Here is a 20,925-nt window from a genome sequence, read left to right on the forward strand (position 1 = left end):
CCTCACATCCGGAAAACAGGCGTGAACCCGCGGGGGTCGGGCCGGCTCAAAAAAAGCGAAAGGCACAGCCCCAACACATCGCGGGTTTGCTCGGGCGTGATGATCCCGTCATCCCAAAGCCGCGAGGTTGCATAATATGGATCGCTCTGTTCGCCATATTGCGCGCAGGTGTCTGCTTGAATTTGGTCAAGATCAGCCTGTGTCGCTTCGGGCAGGCGCAGATTGTTCTGGCGCAGTTCCAGCAACACGTTGGTGGCAATATCCGCTGACATTGTTGCCAGCTTCGCCATGGGCCACGCAAACAGGAAATCAGGCCGGAAGCCGCGCCCGCACATGCCGTAGTTGCCCGCCCCGTAAGAGCCGCCGACGATCACCGTTAAACGCGGCACGCGGGCTGTGGCCATGGCATAAACCATCTTGGCGCTGTTCTTTGCGATCCCGCCGCGCTCTGCCTCCGAGCCGACCATAAAGCCGGTGATGTTTTGCAGAAACAACAGGGGGATGCCGCGTTGATTGCAGAGCGAAATGAAATGAGCGGCCTTAAGAGCACTTTCCGATAGCAGCGCGCCGTTATTGCCAAGAATGCCAACTTTCATCCCGTGAATGCGCGCTGTGGCGCAGACAAGCGTTTCGCCCCAATCGGGTTTGAACTGTTGAAAATCACTGTTGTCGACCAGCCGTAACAATATCTCGCGCACATCATAAGGCGTCTTGGCATCGGCGCTGATGATCCCGCCAATATCGCTGGCAGGGTGACAAGGCGCGGTCACTGCGTCGACGGCGACCTCCTTGCGCGGCACGTTCACATCCCTCAGCAGCCGTCGCGCCAGTGCCAGCCCTTCGTCTTCGTTCTCCACAAGGTGATCCGAGACACCGGAAATCGAGGTGTGCATCTCTGCGCCACCCAGTGTTTCGCCGTCGATATCTTCGTTGATTGCGACCTTAACAATCGACGGCCCGCCAAGGTGAATGCGCGCATTACCGCGCACCATGATCACCTGATCCGACAGCGCCGGAATATACGCGCCGCCCGCCGTGCACCCGCCAAACACAACCGAGATTTGTGGCAGGCCCTGTGCCGACATCTGACACTGGCGATAAAATGCATTGCCAAAATGATCGCGGTCGGGAAACACGCGATCTTGTTCGGGCAAATAAGCGCCTCCGCAATCAACCAAATAAAGACAGGGTAGCCGGTTTGCCTCGGCTATTTCCTGCGCGCGGGCGTGTTTCTTGACGGTTTCGTGAAAGAAACTGCCGCCCTTTACTGTGGCATCATTTGCAATAATCGTTACTGGCTGACCATAAACCATGCCGATGCCCGTCACGATCCCTGCGGCGTTTACGTCGCCGCCATATTGCCCCCAAGCCGCCAGCGGCGAGAGCTCAAGAAACGCTGTTCCCGGATCGATCACCCGATCAATCCGGTCGCGCACCAAGAGCTTTCCGCGTGCGCGATGGCGTTCGCGCAACCGCGCGGCACCGCCGCCAATGGCCTGTGCCATACGGGTTTGAAGCTTGGCTGTTAGCGCATCTGCGGCGGCCTTATTGGCGACGAACTCTTCACTTTGTGGGTGAATTCCGGTTTGAAAATGTGTCATTAATCACCCTTCTTCAAAGCGCCATTGGCCAGCATGTCCGCATAACGATCAGCAAGGTCACTGATGTTTCCAAGTGCGGGGTCGAACCATTCCAGCGTGGCATTCAGCGCGCCGATCAGCATCAGGCGCAGGCTGCGCGGATCCACATCGTTGCGCAATTCGCCTGCATCTTGCAGCTCTTGCAAAAAACCATCCCACAACGCCTCATAAGCGCGCCGCACCTCGAGATTGCTGTTTTGAATTTCGTCAGGAACTTGTCGAAAAATGCGCACATTGGCCGAAGTGAAAGAACTGTATTCCAGAAGCGTATGCAGATGCCCGGAAATCGCTCTCTTAAGCTTGTCGATCGCCGTGGCCCCAGCGGGCGCATCAGACAGGGACCTGGCCACAGCGGCATGAACCTTCTGAATTCCAATGTTCAACACTTCGGTCAAAATCTGATCTTTGGAGGCGAAATGATAATAAAGACTCCCCGCCTTCATCTCGCAGCTTTCGGCAATCTTTCGCATCGAAACACCTGCATATCCATGTTCGCGAAACAATATAGCGGACGCGCTGAGAATTCGGTCCCGGCTTTTGTCTGTTTGAGGAGCTTTTGGTTGCATACTTAGTCCAAGGATATTTCTAACAAACGTTAGGTAGGAGGTGTGCGCTCGTCAAGCGAAGAATGGTGTGTTCGCTCTAGACTGGTCCTCTAGGCCGTATTGCAGCCTCTAGATCGCCGCGAGGCGTGGTATGAACGGCCACTTTCTGGAAGCCAAAAGCAGCGCATTATCGATCTGACCAGACCGCAACAATTGTAAGTCTGGACTAATTGCGGACTTACGGCAGGTAAGAGGAAGGCCCGGAGACTAGATCATCTGAACGTCAGCTTTCGCGGACAATCTTTCTGGTTCGCTCCCTCAGAGGTCCTCTGCAGTCCGCCGATGGTGTTTTTCACTGCTGGTGCAGTATTTGATAAGCGGCCGCTGACCGTGCGAACGGCAATGTCGGGTTTGTCCCGCTCAGCTGACATTTGCGAATGGGCACATATGAACCGCAGCCTAGGGACAATCTGTAAACCTAAACCTCCAACACAATCTTCCCGATGTGCTGGCTGGTCTCCATCCTAGTGTGCGCTTTCGCGGTGTCCTCCAGTAGAAACGTATGATCCATCACAGGCGCCACACGGCCTGCATCCAGCAGGGGCCAGACCTTTTCGGCCAGATCATCAGCAATCCGCGCTTTGGCGAGGTCGGATTGCGGGCGCAGGGTTGATCCGGTGATTGTCAGGCGTTTGGCCATGATCAGCGCGAAGTTGATCTCGGCCTTGGGGCCGGACAGGAAGGCGATGTGGACCATGCGGCCGTCGATCGCTAAACATTTGATGTTACGCGCGATATAATCGCCGCCCACCATGTCGAGGATCAGGTTCGGCCCGCCCTCAAGCTTCATCACCTCGACGAAATCTTCGGTCTTGTAGTTAATGGCGCGCTCGGCCCCCAAATCACGACAGACGGCGCATTTCTCGTCCGTTCCAGCCGTGGTGAAGACCCGCGCACCGACTGCGTTGGCAAGCTGAATAGCGGTTGTGCCGATGCCGGAGCTTCCGCCATGCACAAGGAACCGCTCGCCCGCTTGCAGCCCGCCACGCATGAAAACGTTTGACCAGACGGTGAAGAAGGTTTCGGGCAGGCAGGCGGCCTCTTTCATGCCCATACCATTGGGCACACGCAGGGCGTGGGCGGCTGGGGTGGTGACATATTCGGCATATCCGCCACCGGGCAGAAGGGCGCAGACCTTGTCGCCCACAGCCCACTGGCTGACCCCATCGCCCAGCGCGACAACCTCGCCCGACGCTTCAAGCCCGGGCAGGGGGCTGGCGGTGGGTGGCGGCGCGTATGACCCCGCGCGTTGCAATGCGTCGGGGCGGTTCACCCCGGCGAAGGCCACACGGATCAGGATCTCGCCGGGGCCGGGGGTTGGGATCGGCTGTTCAGAAAGTTGCAGAACCTCGGGGCCGCCGGGTTCGGTGATTTCGATGGCGCGCATGGTGTCAGTCATTCTTTGTCCCCGTGTCCTCAGGCTCCCAGCGCCCCGGATAATTCGGGTTGGGCGCGCCGGGTGCTTTGATTGTGTCCAGTATTTTACCCGGCCCTGACATGAACGCCTTGTAAAGCGCGCTGTCGCGAGCTTGGCCTTTGATTTTCTCTATTTGCATCACATCGTCGATGCGACGGTCAAGGAAGGCCCAAGTGGCTTCGTTGCCTTCGCTTTCATCACCCAGCCAGAACAGCACGACGGACGAATAGACCGCCGATAGCGTCGCGCGTTTGGTATACCAGTTCAGGTCGGTCGAACTGTCGCCCAATGTCTCCCAAATCAGGCCGCAGGTGGCCCACAACGCGGCAGCCCCATCGCCTGCGTTTTGGGGCAGCGCGAAGAATGCCATGCCCTTGCGCACAAGCTCCTTGTCCGCAACCTCAAGCCGATACCGAACGCCTGCTGCGATCCGGTCACGAAACCGCATACCATCCAACTCTGCAGCGTTAAGGCGGGCCACCATATCGGCGTCCCCTTTGCGGTGATAGGCCAGCGCGAGATCCAGCGCGCCACGGGGAAACATGGCGCGGGCCTCGGCCTCGGTCAGGTCGCAATCGCGCGCGGCGGCGATCAGGGTTGCATCGCTCCACCCATCGAAGGGAACGTGGGCAATGGCGGCTTCAAGCAGTCTTTCTTTTTCGGTCATAAGATGTGCCTTCCCGTCTAAGCGTGAACTGGACAAACGCGATCATGAGTGTTAAGTCAGCGCTTCCTGCAATTTATGCATACTCTAACTTAGAAAGGTGGTGACAACCACATGCAGGTTTCGGTTCGCGATAACAACGTAGACCAGGCGCTTCGTGCGCTGAAGAAGAAACTTCAGCGTGAAGGTGTCTTCCGCGAGATGAAGCTTCGGCAACATTTCGAGAAGCCCTCCGAGAAGAAAGCGCGCGAGAAGGCTGAAGCGATTCGGCGTCAGCGCAAGCTGGCTCGGAAGAAAGCACAACGCGAAGGCATGATGTAAATCACGCCCAAGTGTTTCGGCAGGCGGGTTGTCAACCGCTTGTCATGACGACCCCCGCGGCTTTGCTTCGGGGGTTTGTTGTTTCTGGGCCTACAGGTCCGCCTTGTCGATCAATCCAAGCGCGGTCAGATGATCCGCCCACCCATTCGGCCCGCTGAAATGGTGGGTCTGCCAGCCGCGCGCGGCGGCGGCGTGGATGTTGTCGGCGCGGTCGTCGACGAACAGCAGGCCGTGGGGGGCGACGCCGCAATCGGCCTCGACCATCTCGTAAATCCGGGGGTTGGGTTTGATCACCCCCATATGGCCCGAGATATAGCGGCGGTCGAATTCCGACAGAAAATCGAACTTATCAAGGGCGAGCGCGAAGGTCTCGCGCCCGAAATTCGACAGGGCGAACACCGGCACACCTCGCGATCTGAGCGCGCGCAGCGTCCTGACCGACAGATCAATCGCCGGGTCGGCCATGTCCAGCCAGCGATCATGCCAAAGGCGAATGGCGTCGCGGAACTGTGGATAGGCATTGGCGGTGTCATAGATGATCTGGCGAAACCCCTCGCCCCGGTCGACACGGTCGTTCATGCCGTGAAGATCGACAGTGTCGAACATCTCGCGCCGCCGTGCGGGGCCGATCCACTGGTCATACAGATCCTCGGGTTGCCAGCGGATCAGCACATTTCCGATGTCAAAGACAACGGCGTCGGGGCGGGTGTTTTGGGGGGCAATTTCGGTCATGCCCGGACCCTAGCGCGGCGCAAGGGGTTTGCAAGCCCATGGCAGCGCCGCAAATGTCATTGTCTTTTGCACCGATATCCGGTTGAACCCTGATCAGGCGAAAAAGGGCGTGTGATGACCACAGGTGCAAAGCAGCGCGATCACGGCGGGGGGCTGGACGCCGCAATGGCGCGGTTCGGTGGGGTGCGTGGTGACTGGCTGGATCTGTCCACCGGCATTAACCCGCAGCCTTACCCCGTCGACCCCATCGCATCCAATGCTTGGACCGCGCTGCCCGACACCCGCGCCTTTGATCGGTTGGAAGCCGCCGCGCGCACCTTCTGGTCCGTGCCCAAGGGGGCGGTGGTGCTGGCGGCCCCCGGTGCGTCATCGCTGATCGCGCGCATTCCAGCGCTGCACGGGCCAGGCCGCGCGGTGATCCCTGGCCCGACCTATAACGAACACGCCGCCGCCTTTCGCGCGCAGGGGTGGCAGGTGGCTGACAGCGGCACGGGCGATGCCCGCGTTATCGTCCACCCCAACAACCCCGACGGCCACCTGTGGCACGCGCCGGAGCTTGACCAGCCGCTGACCGTGATCGACGAAAGCTTCTGCGATGTGGTGCCAAAGGCCAGCCACATGCAAGCCGCATCTCGCCCCGGCGTCTTGATCCTGAAAAGCTTTGGCAAGTTCTGGGGGCTGGCGGGGCTGCGACTTGGCTTCGTGATCGGAGACCCCGCGCTTGTCGCCCGGATGGGCGAGGCGTTAGGGCCGTGGCAGACCTCGGGCCCCGCGCTGGAAATCGGTGCGCGGGCTTTGTCCGACCATCGCTGGGCGGATCACACAAGCGCGCGACTGGCCGATGACGCCGCGAGGCTGGACAGACTGATGACGAACAAAGGGGCGGCACTGGTCGGTGGCACGTCGCTGTTTCGGCTTTATAAGGTGGATGACGCCGCGGTGTGGCAGGAACGACTGGCCAAGGGGCACGTCTGGTCGCGCATCTTCCCATATTCGCAACGGTGGTTACGCTTGGGTCTGCCACCCGAAACCGGCTGGACCCAGTTGGAGGCCGCGCTATGAGCACCCCCGCCATCCTAGCCCTGGCGCTGCTTCTGGACGCGATGCTGGGCGAACCCGATAAGCTGTGGAAGCGCGTGCCGCATCCCGCGGTCGTGATGGGTCGTACGATTGACTGGCTGGACGAGACTTTCAACAAAGGCGACAAACGCATTGCGAACGGCGCGCTGGGCATCATGGCGTTCTGCGTGATTGCAGCGATGATAGGCTGGGCGATCGAGGATATATCGCCGGGCGGCCTGCTGGAGGTGATCGTGGTCGCCATCCTTCTGGCACAGAAATCGCTGGCGCAGCATGTGCAGGCGGTCGCCGATGCGCTGCGGCAATCGGTGGCGGATGGGCGCCGCTCGGTCGCCATGATCGTCGGGCGTGACACGGCGGACATGGACACATCGGCCATTTCCCGCAGCGCAATTGAAAGTGCCGCCGAGAATTTCTCGGACGGCGTGGTGGCACCCGCGTTCTGGTTCCTGATCGCAGGGCTGCCGGGGATACTGGTCTATAAACTGGTCAACACGGCTGACAGCATGATCGGCCACCGCACCCCGCAGTACGAGGCATTCGGCAAGTTCGCCGCGCGACTGGATGATGTGTTGAACTGGGTGCCCGCGCGTCTGACCGCGCTGTTGTTCATGGCAACCCGCAGATCGCTGTCGGCATGGCCTGCTATCCGCCGCGACGCGCCCCTGCACCGGTCGCTCAACGCGGGCTGGCCCGAGGCGGCGATGGCCGCAATCCTTGGCGTCGCCCTGTCCGGCCCCCGGTCATACGACGGTGAAATGCGCGACTATCCGTGGGTCAATGGCGAGGGCGCGCGCGAGATTGAACCCAAGGAAATCGACCAGGCGGTGGATGCGCTTTGGTCCGCTTGGTGGGTGATGTTGGGCCTGGTCGTCCTGCTGGCGGTTGTCACTTAGCATTATTCAGGTAACTTGCCCTGTAGTTTACCGATCACAGGGGTTCACCATGCACAAGATCCTGACCAGCGCCGCATTGGCGATCTGTCTCAGCGCCGCGCCGTCCTTCGCGGGGCTTGTGAAATGCGGGGGCAGTTTTCAGAACTTCACCGCCGCGATGAAGCAAGAGGCAATGCGCCGCGGGTATGACAAGGCTACGGTGGACAAGTTCTTTTCGACCGTCCGGCACGACAAGGCCACGCTGAAGGCCGACCGATCACAGGGCATCTTTCAACGTCCGTTCATCGACTTTTCGCGCCGTTTGATCAGCAATGACCGCATGTCGCGCGGCAAGTCGATGATGAAGAAATACGACAGCATCTATCGGGTGATGGAGCAGAAATACGGCGTCAGCCGTGGCGTTCTGACCGCTTTCTGGGCGTTCGAGACCGATTTCGGTGCCGTTCAGGGCGATTTCAACACGCTGAATTCGTTGATGACCCTGTCGCATGATTGCCGCCGCCCGCATCTGTTCCAGCCGCAGGTTTTCGCCGCACTTCAGCTTTTCGAGCAGGGCAGCTTCAACCCCGCGACCTCGAAGGGCGCGTGGGCCGGCGAGATCGGGATGGTTCAGATGCTGCCCGGCGACATTATCGACGCCGGTGTTGATGGCGACGGGAGCGGCACGGTCGATCTGCGCACATCACCCGCCGATGCGCTGTTGTCAGGTGCCAATATGCTGCGCCGGCTGGGCTGGCGCGCGGGCGAGCCCTGGTTGCAAGAAGTGGTCGTTCCGCAAAATCTGGATTGGTCCACGACCGGGCTGAACCATAAGACGAGCGTTTCCCAATGGGCGAAACTGGGTGTGAAACCGCGGCAGGGATCGCTTGGCCCATCGCAGTTGAAAGCCTCGATCCTGTTGCCGCAGGGGCGCAAGGGGCCTGCCTTCATCGCCTATCCCAATTTTGATGTCTATTTCGAGTGGAACAAGAGCTTCGTTTACGTGATGACCGCCGCCTATTTCGCGACCCGGCTTGAAGGCGCACCTGTCTATCAGGCCGGCAACCCCGATCCTGCATTTTCCGGCCAGCAGATGAAAACACTTCAGGAAAAGCTGAAGGCACATGGTCATGATGTTGGCAATGTCGATGGTATTTTAGGCGCAAAAACCCGCGCTGCTGTCCAGAAAGAACAGGCCCGGCTTGGCTTGCCTGCTGATGCATGGCCGACTGCGCAACTGCTTCAAGCGTTGTAATCGCAAACCGTGACGCCTTGCCCCGATGATGGGGCAGGGCGGATCAGGCGACCAGCGCCTCGGCCTTCTTCAGGTCAACGCTGACCAATTGGCTGACTCCCATTTCTGCCATTGTCACCCCGAACAGGCGGTCCATCCGCGCCATGGTCACGGCGTGGTGGGTGATGATCAGGAACCTTGTGTCCGTGCGGCGGGTCATTTCGTCCAGCAAATCGCAGAACCGCGCAACGTTGGCATCATCCAGGGGCGCGTCAACCTCGTCCAGCACACAAATGGGGGCGGGGTTGGCCAAGAACACCGCGAAGATCAGCGCCAGCGCGGTCAGCGTCTGTTCGCCCCCTGACAGCAGGCTGAGCGTCGATAGCTTCTTGCCTGGCGGCTGGCACATGATCTCAAGCCCAGCATCAAGCGGGTCGTCGCTTTCGACCAGAACCAGCTTTGCCTCGCCGCCACCAAACAGGTGTTTGAACAGGTTGCCGAAGCTGCCATTCACCTCTTCAAACGCTGTCAAAAGACGTTCGCGCCCTTCCTTGTTCAGGCTGGCAATACCGCTGCGCAGTTTTTTGATCGCCTCTTCCAGATCGGTCTTTTCTTTCAGCAGCGTGTCGTGTTCTTCCTGAACCTCTTTCGCGTCCTCTTCTGCGCGCAGGTTGACGGCCCCCAAGGCATCCCGCTGGCGTTTCAGGCGGTTGACGTCATGTTCAATCTGCTCGGCGGTCGGCATCTTGTCGGGGTCGGCGTCAAGGCTTTCCAGCAGCGCGTCGGGCGTGGTTTCCATGTCCTCGGCGATGCGTTCGGCGGCATAGGTGACGGTTTCGCGGGCGGCATCCGTGCGGGCTTCGGCACGGGCGCGGGTCTCGCGGGCTTCACCGGCGGCGCGTTCGGCGTCACGCTCAGTAGTGGTTGCCTGACGCTCGGCGGTTTCACCTTCGGCCAGCTTGTCCGCTGCCGCCTTGCGACGGGTCTCTGCCTCGTTGATCGCGCCTGCCAGTTCATCCCGCTTGGCGGCAAGTTCGTCAGGGGCGGCGTTGGCATCGGCCAGTTCGGCTTCGCTGTCGGCCTTGCGTTCTTCCAATTCGGCAATTCGCTTGCCTGCGGTTTCAAGCCGATGCTTCCAGCCCGAGATCTCCTTGATGATTTCCTGACTGCGGCGCGTCCGCGCCTCGCCTTCGCGGCGCAGTTCGTCATGGGCCGAGCGTTTGGTCATCATCGTCATGCGCGCGGCTTCGACCGCCATCTTGACGTCCTCGACCTGCGCCCGCGCCGCGTCCAGATCGCCCAGATCGGCCATGCCGCGTTCGGCTTCGATCAACCGCTGGCGCGCGCCCATGGTTTCTTCTTCATGGCGTTTCAGCGCCATGCCAAGGTTTTCCAGTTTGCCATCCGCGATGTTGCGGTCTGCTTCGGCGCGCGACAAGGCGCGGTTGGCATCCGCCATCGCGCGGTCCGCATCACGGCGGGCATCGCGCGCGCGCTTGTCGGCTTCGGTGGTTTCAACCAGCCGGGTTTTCAGGGTTTCATGCGCTGCACGGGCCCCGTCGGCACGGGCTGACGCGTCCTCAAGATCCTGCTTCAGCTCTTGCAGGCGGTTCAACTGTTCCAACCGCAAGGCCGCGGTCGAGGGTTGATCTTCGGCACCCGCCCGAAACCCGTCCCAACGCCACAGATCGCCGTCCATCGACACCAACCGCTGCCCCGGTTTCAGATCGGCTTGCAGGCGCGGCGCGTCAGCGGCGCTGACCAGGCCGATCTGGCTCATACGGCGGGCCAGCACCTCGGGCACGGTGACGTAATTGGTCAGCGCATTCACACCATCTGGCAAGGATTGCGCCTGCGCGTATGCTGGCAACGAGGCCCAGCCGGACGGTGCGTCACCATCAATCGCAGGTGCGCGCAGATCATCGGCCAGCGCGGCGCCCAGTGCTTTCTCGTATCCCGGTTTGACGCGCAGATCGTCCAGAACCTGCCCGCCTTCGGACGCATCACGTTCCACCAACCGCGCCAGTGCCTGAACCTCGGCATGAAGCGCGTTCACCTCGCCCTCGGCCGAGGAGCGGGCGGCGCGGGCATCGGCCTCGCGGGCTTGCGCCTCGGCGCGCGCGTCATCGGCGGCGACCAATGCAGCTTCGGCGTCTTCGGCGGCTTTGTCGGCGGTGGCTTCGGCGGTTTTGGCGGCGTCATAGTCCACGCCGGCCTTGTCCAGCGCGGCTTTTGCCTCGTCCATCGCGGCGCGGGCGCGTTCGGCCTCGGCTTCGCTTTTTTCCAGCGATTTGCGGCTGTCGTCCAGCAAGCGGTGGGCCGATTGGTGACGAGCCGACAGGCGGGCCACATCTTCGGTCAGTTGTGACAGGTCGCCTTCGCGTTCCTGCAAGATCGCCGCACTGTCGCGGGCGTCCGTGCTTGCCGCCTCGACCGCCGCATCGTGCCCATCTGAGGCTTTGGCAATCTGCGCCTGCTCCCATTCCAGCCGCTCGATCGTTTCGCCCGCATCCTTGTTCAGCCCGCTTTCGCGGTCAATGTCGCGGGTCAGTTGAGTGATCCGGGCCGTCAGGGTTTCGATCCGCTGGCGGGCCTGGGCTTCCTGATCGGACAACTGGTCGCGCTGAACTTGCAGACGTTGCAGGATGGCCGCCGCGACCGCCTCTTCCTCGCGCAGCGGGGGCAGACGGTCTTCGGCCTGTTGCCGGGCTTTGGCGGCGGCGCGGGCGGCACCTTCGGCACTTGCAGCAGCTTTCACACGTTCGGTCAGTTGGGCTTCGGCCTCGGCGCGGGCGGCGTCGGCTTCCTTCCAGCGGCGATACAACAGCAGCCCTTCGGCGCGGCGCAGATCGTCCCCTATGGTGCGATAGCGCGCGGCCTGACGGGCCTGACGCGCCAATTGCCCCAGTTGCGAGGCCAATTGCTCAATCACATCATCGACACGCGACAGGTTCGTCTCGGTGCCTTTCAGCTTCAACTCGGCCTCGTGTCGGCGTTGATACAGGCCCGAGATCCCGGCCGCTTCTTCCAGAATACGCCGACGCGACTTGGGCTTGGCGTTGATCAGTTCGGAAATCTGCCCCTGCCGCACCAGCGCGGGCGAATGCGCCCCCGTGGACGCATCGGCGAACAGCATCTGCACGTCGCGCGCGCGCACATCCTTGCTGTTGACCTTATAGGCCGACCCCGCATCGCGGGTGATCCGGCGCACGATCTCAAGGTTATCATTATCGTTGAACCCCGATGGGGCCAGTCGTTCGCTGTTGTCCAGAAGCAGCGCGACCTCGGCAAAGTTGCGGGCAGGCCGGGATGACGCACCGGCGAAGATCACATCTTCCATCCCGCCGCCCCTCATCGCTGTGGGGCGGTTTTCGCCCATAACCCAGCGCAGCGCTTCCAGAAGGTTGGACTTGCCGCAGCCGTTCGGTCCGACCACGCCTGTCAAACCGTCCGCGATCACCAGATCGGTCGGGTCCACAAAGCTTTTAAAGCCATTCAGGCGGAGTTTTGAAAACCGCAAGCGGTCTGCCTCATCATTGATTCTTCATTAAGTGCCGATTTTTTCGGGGGAATGGGGGCGAGTCAACGATGGTTGTCGATATATAGGCGAAATGGGCGGGTTATCCACAAGATATTGCAGAAAAGACGGCGTTGAATGGGTGCGTCCGGCTCACCTACAGTCGATTTCCGCGCTTTGTATTGCCTGATCGCCGGATAGTGATCCCGCGACGACGCGGCAACCCGTCGCCTGTTCGATGGCTTTTTCCGAGCGGGCGAGGATCACCGGAAGACGCGGCAAAGCTTCGATGCTGGTGCGATAAACCTCGACCCGGTTTTCGCGCCGGTGGACGGAAAAGGTTGAGCCATCGACGCTGGCCTTCTTCACGGTGGTATCTGCGGTCATGAATTGCGGGCTGGGGCTGTCGCAGGCGGCCAAAAACGCGCTCAGCCCCACGATCACGATGACCTTAGACGAATGTGACATGCTGTATCTCCCTTCTGCCCCAGAGTGCGCCGGGATTGGTTAACAACTGGTAAACCGCGGCACGGTTTTGCCCGCCGGGTGCGACATCTTGAGCATCACCGAGGGCTTGCCGCAGCGGCAATTCGAGTCTATAAACATTCACAAATATGAATGTGAATGGAGAAATCCCATGCAACCCAATCGTCCGGCGGACAAGTACTCTCCGCTCTACTTCCTGGCCTCGGTCGGGGCCGGTGGCCTGTCGGTCACGTTTTTCATGTACATCATGTTCTGGGTGCCCAAGCACGGCACGCCCGTCCCGGTGTTCGAGGATATTCTGGCCGCCTTCACCATGGGCAGCCTTGGCATGAAGCTTGCCATTATCACGGCTTGGGCGGGGATCGCGACCTTCGTGTTCCTGAACCTGAAATACCTGGTGTGGAACCTCAAAGCGTTCTCGGCCTTCCGCAAGACCGAGGCATTTACCAAGCTGAAAACCACCAACGCGGAAACAACCATCCTAGCCATGCCACTGGCCTTGGCGATGAGCGTGAACGCCCTGTTCGTCGCCGGCATCGTCTTTGTGCCGGGGCTGTGGTCAATCGTCGAATACCTGTTTCCCTTCGCGATGGCGGCGTTTCTGGCCATCGGTATTCTTGCGCTGATGCAGATCGGCGATTTCCTTGGACGCGTGCTGACCAAGGGCGGGGTGTTTGATGTCACGGCGCACAACAGTTTTGCGCAGATGCTGCCCGCCTTTGCGCTGGCGATGACCGCCGTTGGCTTTTCTGCCCCTGCTGCAATGAGCACAAATACCGTCGTGGTCGGCGTCGCGCTGGTCGGATCGACGTTCTTTGGTGTCGCGTCCCTGACCTATGCGGTGCTGGCGTTGTTCACCGCCTTCAACTCGATGCTGCATTACGGCACATCCAAGGAAACTGCACCCACGCTTCTGATCGTGATCCCGTTGATGACCATTCTGGGCATCATGGCCATGCGCCAGAACCACGGTCTGCACGAAACGTTTGAAGTTCAAGCCGCCGCTGGTGAGACCATGATTTTCCTGGCGCGTTTGGTCGCTGTGCAGGTCCTGTTCGGACTTCTTGGGTTGGTGATGCTGGCCCGGCACGATTACTGGAAAAGCTTTGTGTTCGGGTCCGAGACGTCGCCGGGTTCCTATGCGTTGGTCTGTCCCGGCGTTGCCCTGTCGGTGTTGTTGCAGTTCTTCATCAACTCGGGACTGGTGGAGGCTGGTGTGCTGACCAAGTTCTCGGTCGCGTATTGGGCTGTGACCGCAATTGCACTTGCCTTCCAAGTCGCCATGATCGCGCTGGTGGTTCGGTTGAACAAACAGCATTTTGGGCGGACCACGGTGCAGGCCGTGCCGGCTGAATAATCTAGCTCAAACTCGATTAAGGGGGGCGCGTCGGAAACGATGCGCCCCTTTTACGTTTTACCCCGCGCCGCCTCGCCCTGAGCGCGCAAGGCATCAAGGGTCAGGCCGGGGGTCGCGACTTGCGGGTCAAGCACAAGTTCGATGACAGCAGGGCATTGCGCCTTTCGCGCGCGTCCGAACGCTGCCGCAAAATCTGCGCCATCCGTGACCGTTTCCCCATGCCCGCCGTAAGCCCGCGCCAGTGCCGCGAAGTCGGGGTTTGCCATGTCAGTGCCCGATACGCGGCCCGGATAGCTGCGTTCCTGATGCATCCGGATCGTGCCGTAACGTCCGTTATTGGCAATGATCGCGATGGGCTTGGCGCCGTGCTGAACGGCGGTCGACAACTCGTTCAGGGTCATCTGAAACTCGCCATCGCCAAGCCATGCGACCACCGTGCGATCGGGGTGTTCAAGGCTGGCGGCAACCGCAGCGGGAAAGCCGTATCCCATGGAGCCTGAGATTGGGGCAAGCTGCGTTCCGTGCTGTTTGAAGCGGAAATAGCGATGCAGCCAAGTGGCATAATTCCCCGCCCCGTTGGTGACAATGGCATCGTCGGGCAGGTTATCCGTCAGCCAAAGCACGACCTGTTCCAGCTTGACCTTGCCGGGCGTGGTGGCGGGGGCCTGAAACGCCTCGTAATCCTGCCGCGCTGATTTGCTCCAATCGGCCCAACGCGGCGATTGGGTGCCGCCCGCCTTCACCAGCGCCTCAAGCGCATCGGGTGCGGTGGCGGCAAGGGCCAGATCGGCGTGATAGACCCGGCCCAGCTCGTCCGGGTCGGGATAGACATGCACGATGCGCTTGCCCGTCGCTTTGGGGTCCAGAAGCTCGTATCCGCCCGTGACGTTGTCGCCCAACCGCGACCCCAACACGATCAGCGTGTCGGCATCTCGCAGGCGCGCGCCGAGTTTCGGGTTCATTCCGACGCCCAGATCACCGGCAAAGTTGGGGTGCCGGTTGTCCATGACATCCTGCCGCCGAAAGGCGCAGGTGACAGGCAGATCATGGGCGTTAGCGAAGTCCGCCAGATTGCTGGCTGCGTCCTGCGTCCAGCCCGGCCCTCCTGCAATGATCAGCGGCGTCTTTGCCTCGGCCAGCATTTCCGTGATCGCCAGCGCGTCCTGCGCGGTCACATGCCCGGTCGTGCGCGCCATCGCCGGGCGATCCGGCACATCGGCACGCGCACTCAACATATCTTCAGGCAGGGCGACCACCACTGGACCGGGGCGACCCGACCGGGCCATGTGGAACGCACGGGCAAGGTACTCCGGCAGGCGATCGGTCTGGTCGACCTCGCACGCCCATTTGGCAAGCGAGCCGAAGACGGCGCGGTAATCAACTTCCTGAAACGCCTCGCGGTCACGGTGGCCGCGCGCAATCTGACCCACGAAGATCACCATCGGCGTGCTGTCCTGCTGGGCCACATGAATGCCGGAGGCTGCGTTGGTCGCGCCGGGGCCACGGGTGACGAACAGAACGCCTGGGTCACCGGTCAACTTGCCATGTGCTTCGGCCATCATCGCGGCACCGCCTTCTTGACGACAGACGATGTTTTCGATCCCGCTGTCGTGCAATCCGTCCAGCGCCGCAAGGAAGCTTTCACCAGGCACCGAGAACACGCGGCGCACCCCTTCGCTTTTCAGGTGATCGACCAGTATTTGTCCGCCATGCCGCATGATTATGCCCCCCAGCACGGGATTTCGCCGTTGACCTTCGGTTCTACACACAGCACCTTGCGCGCGCAAAACAGGAGGTCGAATTGTCCACACATCGTTTGCTTGGCATGTCCGGGGCATTGCGTAAAGACGCAACCAACCGTTTTTTGATCCGAAACGCGGCACGCCTGTATGGTGACGCCGAGTTTGCCGAAGCTGATCTTCACCTGCCACTCTACAATGCCGATGACGAGGCCGAGCAGGGTATTCCCGACCCCGTTGCGCGTCTGGTGGACCAGATCGCGGCGGCGGATGCGGTCGTTATCTCAACGCCAGAATACAACAAGATGCTGTCTGGAGTCCTGAAAAACGCGCTGGATTGGGTCAGCCGGGTCAAGCCCCAGCCCTGGGTCGGCAAACCTGTGGCGGTGATGTCGGCGGCTGGTGGAAGGGCGGGGGGTGACCGTGCGCAAACATCGCTTTTGTCTGCGATGACGCCCTTCCAGCCGCGTCTGGTTGTCGGCCCCGAAGTGGCGATCGCCGCAAGCGGTCAGGAATTCGATGAAAACGGGCATTTGACCAGCCCAAGATACGAGGCGGCGCTGGCCGCTTTGATGGAAAAACTCCGCACCGAGGCTGATCGCGGCTAAAGGCTGGCTGCGACCTTGAAATCCTCGGGGATGGTGTCGCGGTCGTCCAGCACCAGATCCGCCATGACCTCGCCTACGTTCGGCCCCATGCCAAAGCCGATCTTGAAGCCGCCATTGGCGATGAAATGGTCCGGCCTGCCGGGGTAATGTCCCAGCATTGGCGCCCGGGATTTCGCGCGCGGGCGCACGCCAGCCCAGCGTTCGATGACAGGCGCCTCCGCGATGGCCGGGCAAACCGCGCGCGCACGGGCGATCACATCGTCCAAAGCGTTATCGCAGCTTGCAGGATCGTCGAAGTCGCGTTCACTGGTGGACCCGACCGCGACTGTGCCATCCGCATGAGGGATTATGTGCACACTATCGGCAAAGATCTGCGGAAGGGTCGCAGCGTCGTGGCGCAGCAGGGCGCTTTGCCCCTTCACGCCGTTGCCGACGGGCTTGCCCAGCTGGTCCGACAGTGCCAGCAACCCTTGCCAGCCGGTCGCCCAGACGATGCGGCCTTCTTCGCGTCCCTCGACCACGACCTCGCCACCCTTGGCGCACACGGCGCCAGCCAGTGCCTTTGCGGCCAGTCGCGGGTTCATCCGTGCGGTCAGCGTGTCGTGGATCAGGTATCCAGTCGGGCTGTCCGGTGCCCAGCCCGAAAAATCAGAGACGGGCCGAACGTCCCACTCCGCTTTCCCTTGCCACAAACTCGCGGCCTCGGCCTTGCGGTCGCGCGCAAGGGTCAGGGCGCGGTCGTCCGCGATGGGTTGCAGCCGCCCTGTGCGCCCATACCCCGACGATTGGCCCGAGGTCGCCTCGACCATCTTCCAATAGCCTTCCGCCATGATCAGGCTGTCGAATTGAAACGCTTTCTTGGCGTTCCAGCGTTCCGGCACATGCGGGGCCAGCGCGCCGACCAACCCGCCAGATGACCCGGCCCCAACGCCGTGTGGGTCGATCACCCGCACCTTTGCGCCGCGCGCAGCACAGCTCCACGCCACGGACAGACCAAAAATCCCTGCGCCGTAAATGGTAACATCCCTGATTGCCAAAACATCGGTCCTTCTTCATGGTCACGCGCGTTAATCCAACGTCTAGGGCATGTCATGACGAAGAGCCAGATTGCAAAGATCGCGTGGAAACCTGATGGCGTGCCGGTGGCGACGCGGTTCGATGACCCGTATTTCTCGCTTGAGGATGGACTGGCCGAGACGCGTCATGTGTTCCTGAGCGGCAATGACCTGCCTGCCCGGTTCGCGCCGGGGTTTCACGTGGCCGAACTGGGTTTTGGCACGGGGTTGAACATGCTGGCGGCGTTCCTGTCATGGCGGGATGCGGGGGCGCCACAGGGCGTGCGCTTCACCTCGTTCGAGGCCTTTCCCATGGCCGCGGACGACATTGCCAAGGCGCTGGACGCCTTTCCGGAAGCGCGCGCCGTTGCTGCGCCATTCCTGTCGGCATGGGCAGATGGCGTGCGTGAGTTCGATCTGGACGGTTTTGCCGTCGAGGTGATCATAGGAGATGCCCGTCAGACCTTGGCCGCGTGGCAAGGCAAGGCCGATGCGTGGTTTCTGGACGGGTTTTCGCCCGCCAAAAACCCCGAGCTTTGGGGCGATGGCCTGATGATGCAGGTCGGCGCGCATACCGCCCCCGGCGGCACATTCGCGACCTATACCGCCGCCGGTTTTGTGCGCCGGGCGCTGGACGCGGCTGGCTTTGACGTGGAACGCGCACCGGGATACGGGCGCAAGCGGCATATGAGCCGCGGCACCCTGCGCCGTTGAGGAGCCACCAGATGGATCAGAACACCCGCGCCGGTATCCTGCTGATGATTGGTGCGACTTTCGTTTTCGCCATGCAGGACGGCATTTCACGTCATCTTGGCGGCGCCTATAACGTTTGGATGATCGTGATGATCCGGTATTGGTTCTTCGCGGCCTTCGTCATCTGGCTGACCCGCCGAAATGGCGGTCTAAGGAACGCCCTGCGGCCTGCCCGCCCGTATCTGCAAGTCTTTCGCGGCGCGCTTCTGGCGCTGGAAATCTGCGTCACGGTGTTGTCTTTCGTGCTGCTGGGACTGGTGGAAAGCCATGCGATTTTCGCCTGCTACCCGTTGCTCGTCGCGGCGTTTTCGGGTCCGGTGTTGGGCGAAACCGTCGGCTGGCGGCGGTGGCTGGCAATCGGCATCGGTTTCATTGGCATTCTGGTGATCCTGCAACCCGGCGTTGGCGTTTTCGCCCCCGAGGCAATCGTGCCCCTGATCGGCGCGCTGATGTTCGCGCTTTATGGGCTTCTGACTCGGCTGGCCGCGAAAACCGACAGCACCCAGACCAGCTTTTTCTGGACCGGCATTGTCGGCGCGGTCGTGATGACTGCTATCGGCGCGTCGTTCTGGGAACCGATGATCGCGCGCGACTGGGCGTGGATGGCCCTTTTGTGCGTGACCGGCGTGCTGGGGCATTGGCTCTTGATCAAATGCTATGAATTTGCCGAGGCCAGCACCGTGCAGCCCTTCGCCTATCTGCAACTCGTCTTCGTCTCGATCCTTGGCGTGTCCCTGTTCGGCGAAGAGCTTCGGACAAACGTGGTGATCGGCGCGGCCATCGTGGTCGGCGCGGGGATATTCACACTGATCCGCAGCCGACGCGCGATCCGGCCTATTGTTTAAGCTCTTTTGACAGCGACAAGGGTTCGGTCTTGCCGGTCAGCCGCGCGCGATAGACAGGCAGGCTTTCGGCCACCCGCATGACGTAGTTTCGCGTCTCGCGGAACGGAATATGCTCGATCCAGTCGACGATATCAGTTTCGCTCGCGCGCACGTCGCCCAATTGTTTGGTCCACCGCGTCGCACGGGTTGGCCCCGCGTTATAGGCCACCGAGACCAGAACCGGGTTCATGCCGAAATCCTCGATCAACTTTGCAAGGTATTCCGACCCCAACCTTGTGTTGTATTCCGGGTCGGTGATCAGGCGCGACTTGGAATAGGGCATGTCCAGACGCTTGGCCATGTCCGACGCGGTGCCGGGCATCAACTGCATCAATCCACGCGCGCCCACGCCCGACATGACGCCGGGGTCAAATTCGCTTTCCCGCCGCGCGATGGCAAGCTCAAGCGCGCGGGGCACGGTGCGGTTGCCGCGCCCAATGTCGGGCGTCGGGTAATAGGGACGCGGGATCGTGATACCGACGCGGGCGGCCTGCTTGGCGATCATCAACTGCAAATGCGGCTCGTCCACGCTTTCGGCCCATGCGCCAAGTTGCCCGATTTCCTCGCGGTTCAGGCTTTCGGCCAGATGCACGGCAAAACGTTCGGCCCAATAACGCTCGCCTGCCGCTTGCAGAAGACGTGCGGCCTCCATCACCGTGCCCCCCCAGAAACCGGCCTGTATGACGGGGGGGAAGGGTTCGGCCCCGGTCAGAGACGGGTCCATCGCCATCCCGGCGCGTTCGGCGGCCAGAAGGCCATAGAAGCTGGTTTGATAGTCGCCCCCCAGTTCATAGGCGGCCTTGGCTGCCACCGCGTCACCTGCGGCTTCATGCGCGCGACCCAGCCAATAGCCGGCGCGCCCCATACTGATGGGGGTGTCGACGCTTAGCCGGAAGGTCCGGAAATGTTCAAGCGCGGTGATCGGGTCATCCAGTTTGCGCAGGGCGACATAGCCCGCGATCCACTCAAGATCATTCTGGTTCGAGCCGCCCGACAGATGATGGAACGCCGCCAGTTGATAAGCCTGCTGCGCCTTGCCTTCGCGCATCGACCAACGCGCCAGAACGCGGCGCCAACTGGCCCAGCGTTCAGGATGGCCCAACGTCATCGCGTTCTTCGAGCGTTCCAAAAGCAAATCAACCGCATCCTGATTGCGTCCTTTCGACGCCCGCCACAGGAATCGTTCATAGGCAAGGCCCGGATCGCTTGCCAGCGCGTCCGGGACAGCCGCGATCAGGGCATCGACACCATTCTTTTTCTTGCGCAGTGCCAGGCGGGCATTTGCCAGCGCCTGCTGGTCTTTTCCGACAAGCGGCAACATACGCGTGGCTTCCGTGGTCTCGCCGCGCCACAGCAGCATGTCCAGCCGATCCCAGTGATAGGATTTCAGCGCATCGCCATAGCGCGCCACAAATGCGTCGTGTTCTTCTTCATCCAGTGAAAGCGTAGTCCACGCCAGAATGATTCCGTCCCGCGCCAAACCGGAGGCGCCTGTGGCGGTGCGGGCTTCGGCCAGGCGCAGGGCGCCACGACCGGTCTGCGGTGGCTGCGGTTTGAAGAAGGCCAGCACCTTTTCAGGGTCATAGCGATGCGGGATCGTCTCCTCGGACTGTTTGCGAAGATATTTCAGGCCCGGCCAGTCGGGATGTCTGGCCAAGAAGGTGCGCGTATCCTCGAAACTGCCTTCGCCGCGGCGCAGGCGGTGCCATTCGACGATGTCGCGCACAAGGCCGCCGCCCACCTTCGCAGTGGCAAGCGCTTCGGACCAATTATCAGACCGGGCGTGCTGAACGGCCTTTTGTAATGCGCTGACCGCGCCCGCGTCTTGGGCAAATGCCCCCGAAGGTGCGGCGATGAAGGGCAACAGGGACAGGGTCAAGGCCCCGAAAGTGTGTCTTATTTTTCTGCTCATGGCGAAAAACTAGTTTCGCCAGCGCAATACGCAACACACAAACTTG

At 61.4% G+C, this 20,925-nt stretch carries 18 protein-coding genes; 8 read left to right on the forward strand and 10 right to left on the reverse strand.

The genetic code is table 11. The annotated features are described in order from the left end of the window. Positions 1-2: 2 nt before the first annotated feature. From MN186_RS15160 to MN186_RS15175, 4 genes are all read right to left on the reverse strand, one after another. Complete coding sequence (locus MN186_RS15160) at positions 3-1,601, reverse strand: acyl-CoA carboxylase subunit beta (protein WP_242115208.1); 1,599 nt, start codon at positions 1,599-1,601, stop codon at positions 3-5. Then, positions 1,601-2,206: a TetR/AcrR family transcriptional regulator gene (locus MN186_RS15165; RefSeq protein ID WP_255744332.1), complete on the reverse strand. Its 606-nt coding sequence runs from the start codon at positions 2,204-2,206 to the stop codon at positions 1,601-1,603. Before MN186_RS15165 ends, MN186_RS15160 begins: the two co-directional genes overlap by 1 nt. 457 nt (positions 2,207-2,663) lie before the next feature. Further along, complete coding sequence (locus MN186_RS15170; RefSeq protein WP_242115210.1) at positions 2,664-3,644, reverse strand: NAD(P)H-quinone oxidoreductase; 981 nt, start codon at positions 3,642-3,644, stop codon at positions 2,664-2,666. Then, positions 3,637-4,329 (reverse strand): COQ9 family protein, encoded by a 693-nt coding sequence (locus MN186_RS15175; protein ID WP_242115211.1) that lies wholly within the window; start codon positions 4,327-4,329, stop codon positions 3,637-3,639. The genes MN186_RS15170 and MN186_RS15175 overlap by 8 nt, the downstream gene beginning before the upstream one ends. Before the next feature lie 111 nt (positions 4,330-4,440). Here MN186_RS15175 and rpsU point away from each other — a divergent pair, with 111 nt between their 5' ends. Next, a complete protein-coding gene (gene rpsU / locus MN186_RS15180) occupies positions 4,441-4,647 on the forward strand; it encodes a 30S ribosomal protein S21 (RefSeq protein WP_091427324.1) in 207 nt (68 codons plus the stop codon). Between the two features lie 90 nt (positions 4,648-4,737). Here rpsU and MN186_RS15185 read toward each other — a convergent pair whose 3' ends face one another. Next, positions 4,738-5,379, reverse strand: a complete 642-nt coding sequence (locus MN186_RS15185; RefSeq protein ID WP_242115212.1) for an HAD family hydrolase — start codon at positions 5,377-5,379, stop codon at positions 4,738-4,740. A 114-nt stretch (positions 5,380-5,493) separates the two neighbouring features. Between MN186_RS15185 and MN186_RS15190 the strand changes: the two genes are divergently transcribed. Genes MN186_RS15190 through MN186_RS15200 form a run of 3 tightly spaced genes read left to right on the forward strand, consistent with a single transcriptional unit; the run spans position 5,494 to position 8,589 of the window. Then, positions 5,494-6,441, forward strand: a complete 948-nt coding sequence (locus MN186_RS15190; RefSeq protein ID WP_242115213.1) for a threonine-phosphate decarboxylase — start codon at positions 5,494-5,496, stop codon at positions 6,439-6,441. Continuing rightward, the gene (gene cbiB, locus MN186_RS15195; RefSeq protein WP_242115214.1) at positions 6,438-7,355 is read left to right on the forward strand and encodes an adenosylcobinamide-phosphate synthase CbiB; all 918 of its coding nucleotides are present in this window, start codon (positions 6,438-6,440) and stop codon (positions 7,353-7,355) included. The genes MN186_RS15190 and cbiB overlap by 4 nt, the downstream gene beginning before the upstream one ends. Before the next feature lie 49 nt (positions 7,356-7,404). Then, positions 7,405-8,589: a lytic murein transglycosylase gene (locus MN186_RS15200; protein WP_242115215.1), complete on the forward strand. Its 1,185-nt coding sequence runs from the start codon at positions 7,405-7,407 to the stop codon at positions 8,587-8,589. A 43-nt stretch (positions 8,590-8,632) separates the two neighbouring features. On the opposite strand, the gene smc is transcribed toward MN186_RS15200, so the two are convergent. After that, entirely contained in the window at positions 8,633-12,088 is a 3,456-nt protein-coding gene (gene smc / locus MN186_RS15205) for a chromosome segregation protein SMC (RefSeq protein ID WP_242115216.1), read from the reverse strand. 150 nt (positions 12,089-12,238) lie between these two features. Then, the gene (locus tag MN186_RS15210; RefSeq protein WP_242115217.1) at positions 12,239-12,553 is read right to left on the reverse strand and encodes a hypothetical protein; all 315 of its coding nucleotides are present in this window, start codon (positions 12,551-12,553) and stop codon (positions 12,239-12,241) included. Between the two features lie 169 nt (positions 12,554-12,722). Between MN186_RS15210 and MN186_RS15215 the strand changes: the two genes are divergently transcribed. Then, the gene (locus tag MN186_RS15215) at positions 12,723-13,928 is read left to right on the forward strand and encodes a TsoY family (seleno)protein (RefSeq protein ID WP_242115218.1); all 1,206 of its coding nucleotides are present in this window, start codon (positions 12,723-12,725) and stop codon (positions 13,926-13,928) included. Between the two features lie 50 nt (positions 13,929-13,978). Here MN186_RS15215 and MN186_RS15220 read toward each other — a convergent pair whose 3' ends face one another. Next, positions 13,979-15,646: a thiamine pyrophosphate-binding protein gene (locus tag MN186_RS15220; protein ID WP_242115290.1), complete on the reverse strand. Its 1,668-nt coding sequence runs from the start codon at positions 15,644-15,646 to the stop codon at positions 13,979-13,981. A gap of 83 nt (positions 15,647-15,729) precedes the next feature. Here MN186_RS15220 and MN186_RS15225 point away from each other — a divergent pair, with 83 nt between their 5' ends. Beyond that, the gene (locus MN186_RS15225) at positions 15,730-16,275 is read left to right on the forward strand and encodes an NADPH-dependent FMN reductase (protein ID WP_242115219.1); all 546 of its coding nucleotides are present in this window, start codon (positions 15,730-15,732) and stop codon (positions 16,273-16,275) included. Here MN186_RS15225 and MN186_RS15230 read toward each other — a convergent pair. Further along, positions 16,272-17,312 carry an NAD(P)/FAD-dependent oxidoreductase gene (locus MN186_RS15230; RefSeq protein ID WP_242115220.1) on the reverse strand — a complete coding sequence of 347 codons (1,041 nt, stop codon included), beginning with the start codon at positions 17,310-17,312 and terminating at the stop codon, positions 16,272-16,274. The genes MN186_RS15225 and MN186_RS15230 overlap by 4 nt on opposite strands. 54 nt (positions 17,313-17,366) lie before the next feature. Between MN186_RS15230 and mnmC2 the strand changes: the two genes are divergently transcribed. Both mnmC2 and MN186_RS15240 read left to right on the forward strand, forming a co-directional pair. Beyond that, a complete protein-coding gene (gene mnmC2 / locus MN186_RS15235; RefSeq protein ID WP_242115221.1) occupies positions 17,367-18,044 on the forward strand; it encodes a tRNA (5-methylaminomethyl-2-thiouridine)(34)-methyltransferase MnmC2 in 678 nt (225 codons plus the stop codon). An 11-nt stretch (positions 18,045-18,055) separates the two neighbouring features. Next, positions 18,056-18,928, forward strand: coding sequence for a DMT family transporter (locus MN186_RS15240; protein WP_242115222.1), 873 nt, complete (start codon positions 18,056-18,058; stop codon positions 18,926-18,928). Here MN186_RS15240 and MN186_RS15245 read toward each other — a convergent pair. Further along, positions 18,918-20,879 carry a lytic transglycosylase domain-containing protein gene (locus tag MN186_RS15245; RefSeq protein ID WP_242115223.1) on the reverse strand — a complete coding sequence of 654 codons (1,962 nt, stop codon included), beginning with the start codon at positions 20,877-20,879 and terminating at the stop codon, positions 18,918-18,920. The genes MN186_RS15240 and MN186_RS15245 overlap by 11 nt on opposite strands. Between the last annotated feature and the right edge of the window lie 46 nt (positions 20,880-20,925).

The sequence above is a fragment of the Aliiroseovarius sediminis genome, from assembly GCF_022678485.1.
Classification (GTDB): domain Bacteria; phylum Pseudomonadota; class Alphaproteobacteria; order Rhodobacterales; family Rhodobacteraceae; genus Aliiroseovarius; species Aliiroseovarius sediminis.

Bases quoted from the DNA above. Each gene is read 5' to 3' on its own strand.
- MN186_RS15160 (WP_242115208.1), bottom strand. From the start codon at position 1,601: ATGACACATTTTCAAACCGGAATTCACCCACAAAGTGAAGAGTTCGTC.
- MN186_RS15165 (WP_255744332.1), bottom strand. From the start codon at position 2,206: ATGCAACCAAAAGCTCCTCAAACAGACAAAAGCCGGGACCGAATTCTC.
- MN186_RS15170 (WP_242115210.1), bottom strand. From the start codon at position 3,644: ATGACTGACACCATGCGCGCCATCGAAATCACCGAACCCGGCGGCCCC.
- MN186_RS15175 (WP_242115211.1), bottom strand. From the start codon at position 4,329: ATGACCGAAAAAGAAAGACTGCTTGAAGCCGCCATTGCCCACGTTCCC.
- rpsU (WP_091427324.1), top strand. From the start codon at position 4,441: ATGCAGGTTTCGGTTCGCGATAACAACGTAGACCAGGCGCTTCGTGCG.
- MN186_RS15185 (WP_242115212.1), bottom strand. From the start codon at position 5,379: ATGACCGAAATTGCCCCCCAAAACACCCGCCCCGACGCCGTTGTCTTT.
- MN186_RS15190 (WP_242115213.1), top strand. From the start codon at position 5,494: ATGACCACAGGTGCAAAGCAGCGCGATCACGGCGGGGGGCTGGACGCC.
- cbiB (WP_242115214.1), top strand. From the start codon at position 6,438: ATGAGCACCCCCGCCATCCTAGCCCTGGCGCTGCTTCTGGACGCGATG.
- MN186_RS15200 (WP_242115215.1), top strand. From the start codon at position 7,405: ATGCACAAGATCCTGACCAGCGCCGCATTGGCGATCTGTCTCAGCGCC.
- MN186_RS15210 (WP_242115217.1), bottom strand. From the start codon at position 12,553: ATGTCACATTCGTCTAAGGTCATCGTGATCGTGGGGCTGAGCGCGTTT.
- MN186_RS15215 (WP_242115218.1), top strand. From the start codon at position 12,723: ATGCAACCCAATCGTCCGGCGGACAAGTACTCTCCGCTCTACTTCCTG.
- MN186_RS15220 (WP_242115290.1), bottom strand. From the start codon at position 15,646: ATGCGGCATGGCGGACAAATACTGGTCGATCACCTGAAAAGCGAAGGG.
- mnmC2 (WP_242115221.1), top strand. From the start codon at position 17,367: ATGACGAAGAGCCAGATTGCAAAGATCGCGTGGAAACCTGATGGCGTG.
- MN186_RS15240 (WP_242115222.1), top strand. From the start codon at position 18,056: ATGGATCAGAACACCCGCGCCGGTATCCTGCTGATGATTGGTGCGACT.
- MN186_RS15245 (WP_242115223.1), bottom strand. From the start codon at position 20,879: ATGAGCAGAAAAATAAGACACACTTTCGGGGCCTTGACCCTGTCCCTG.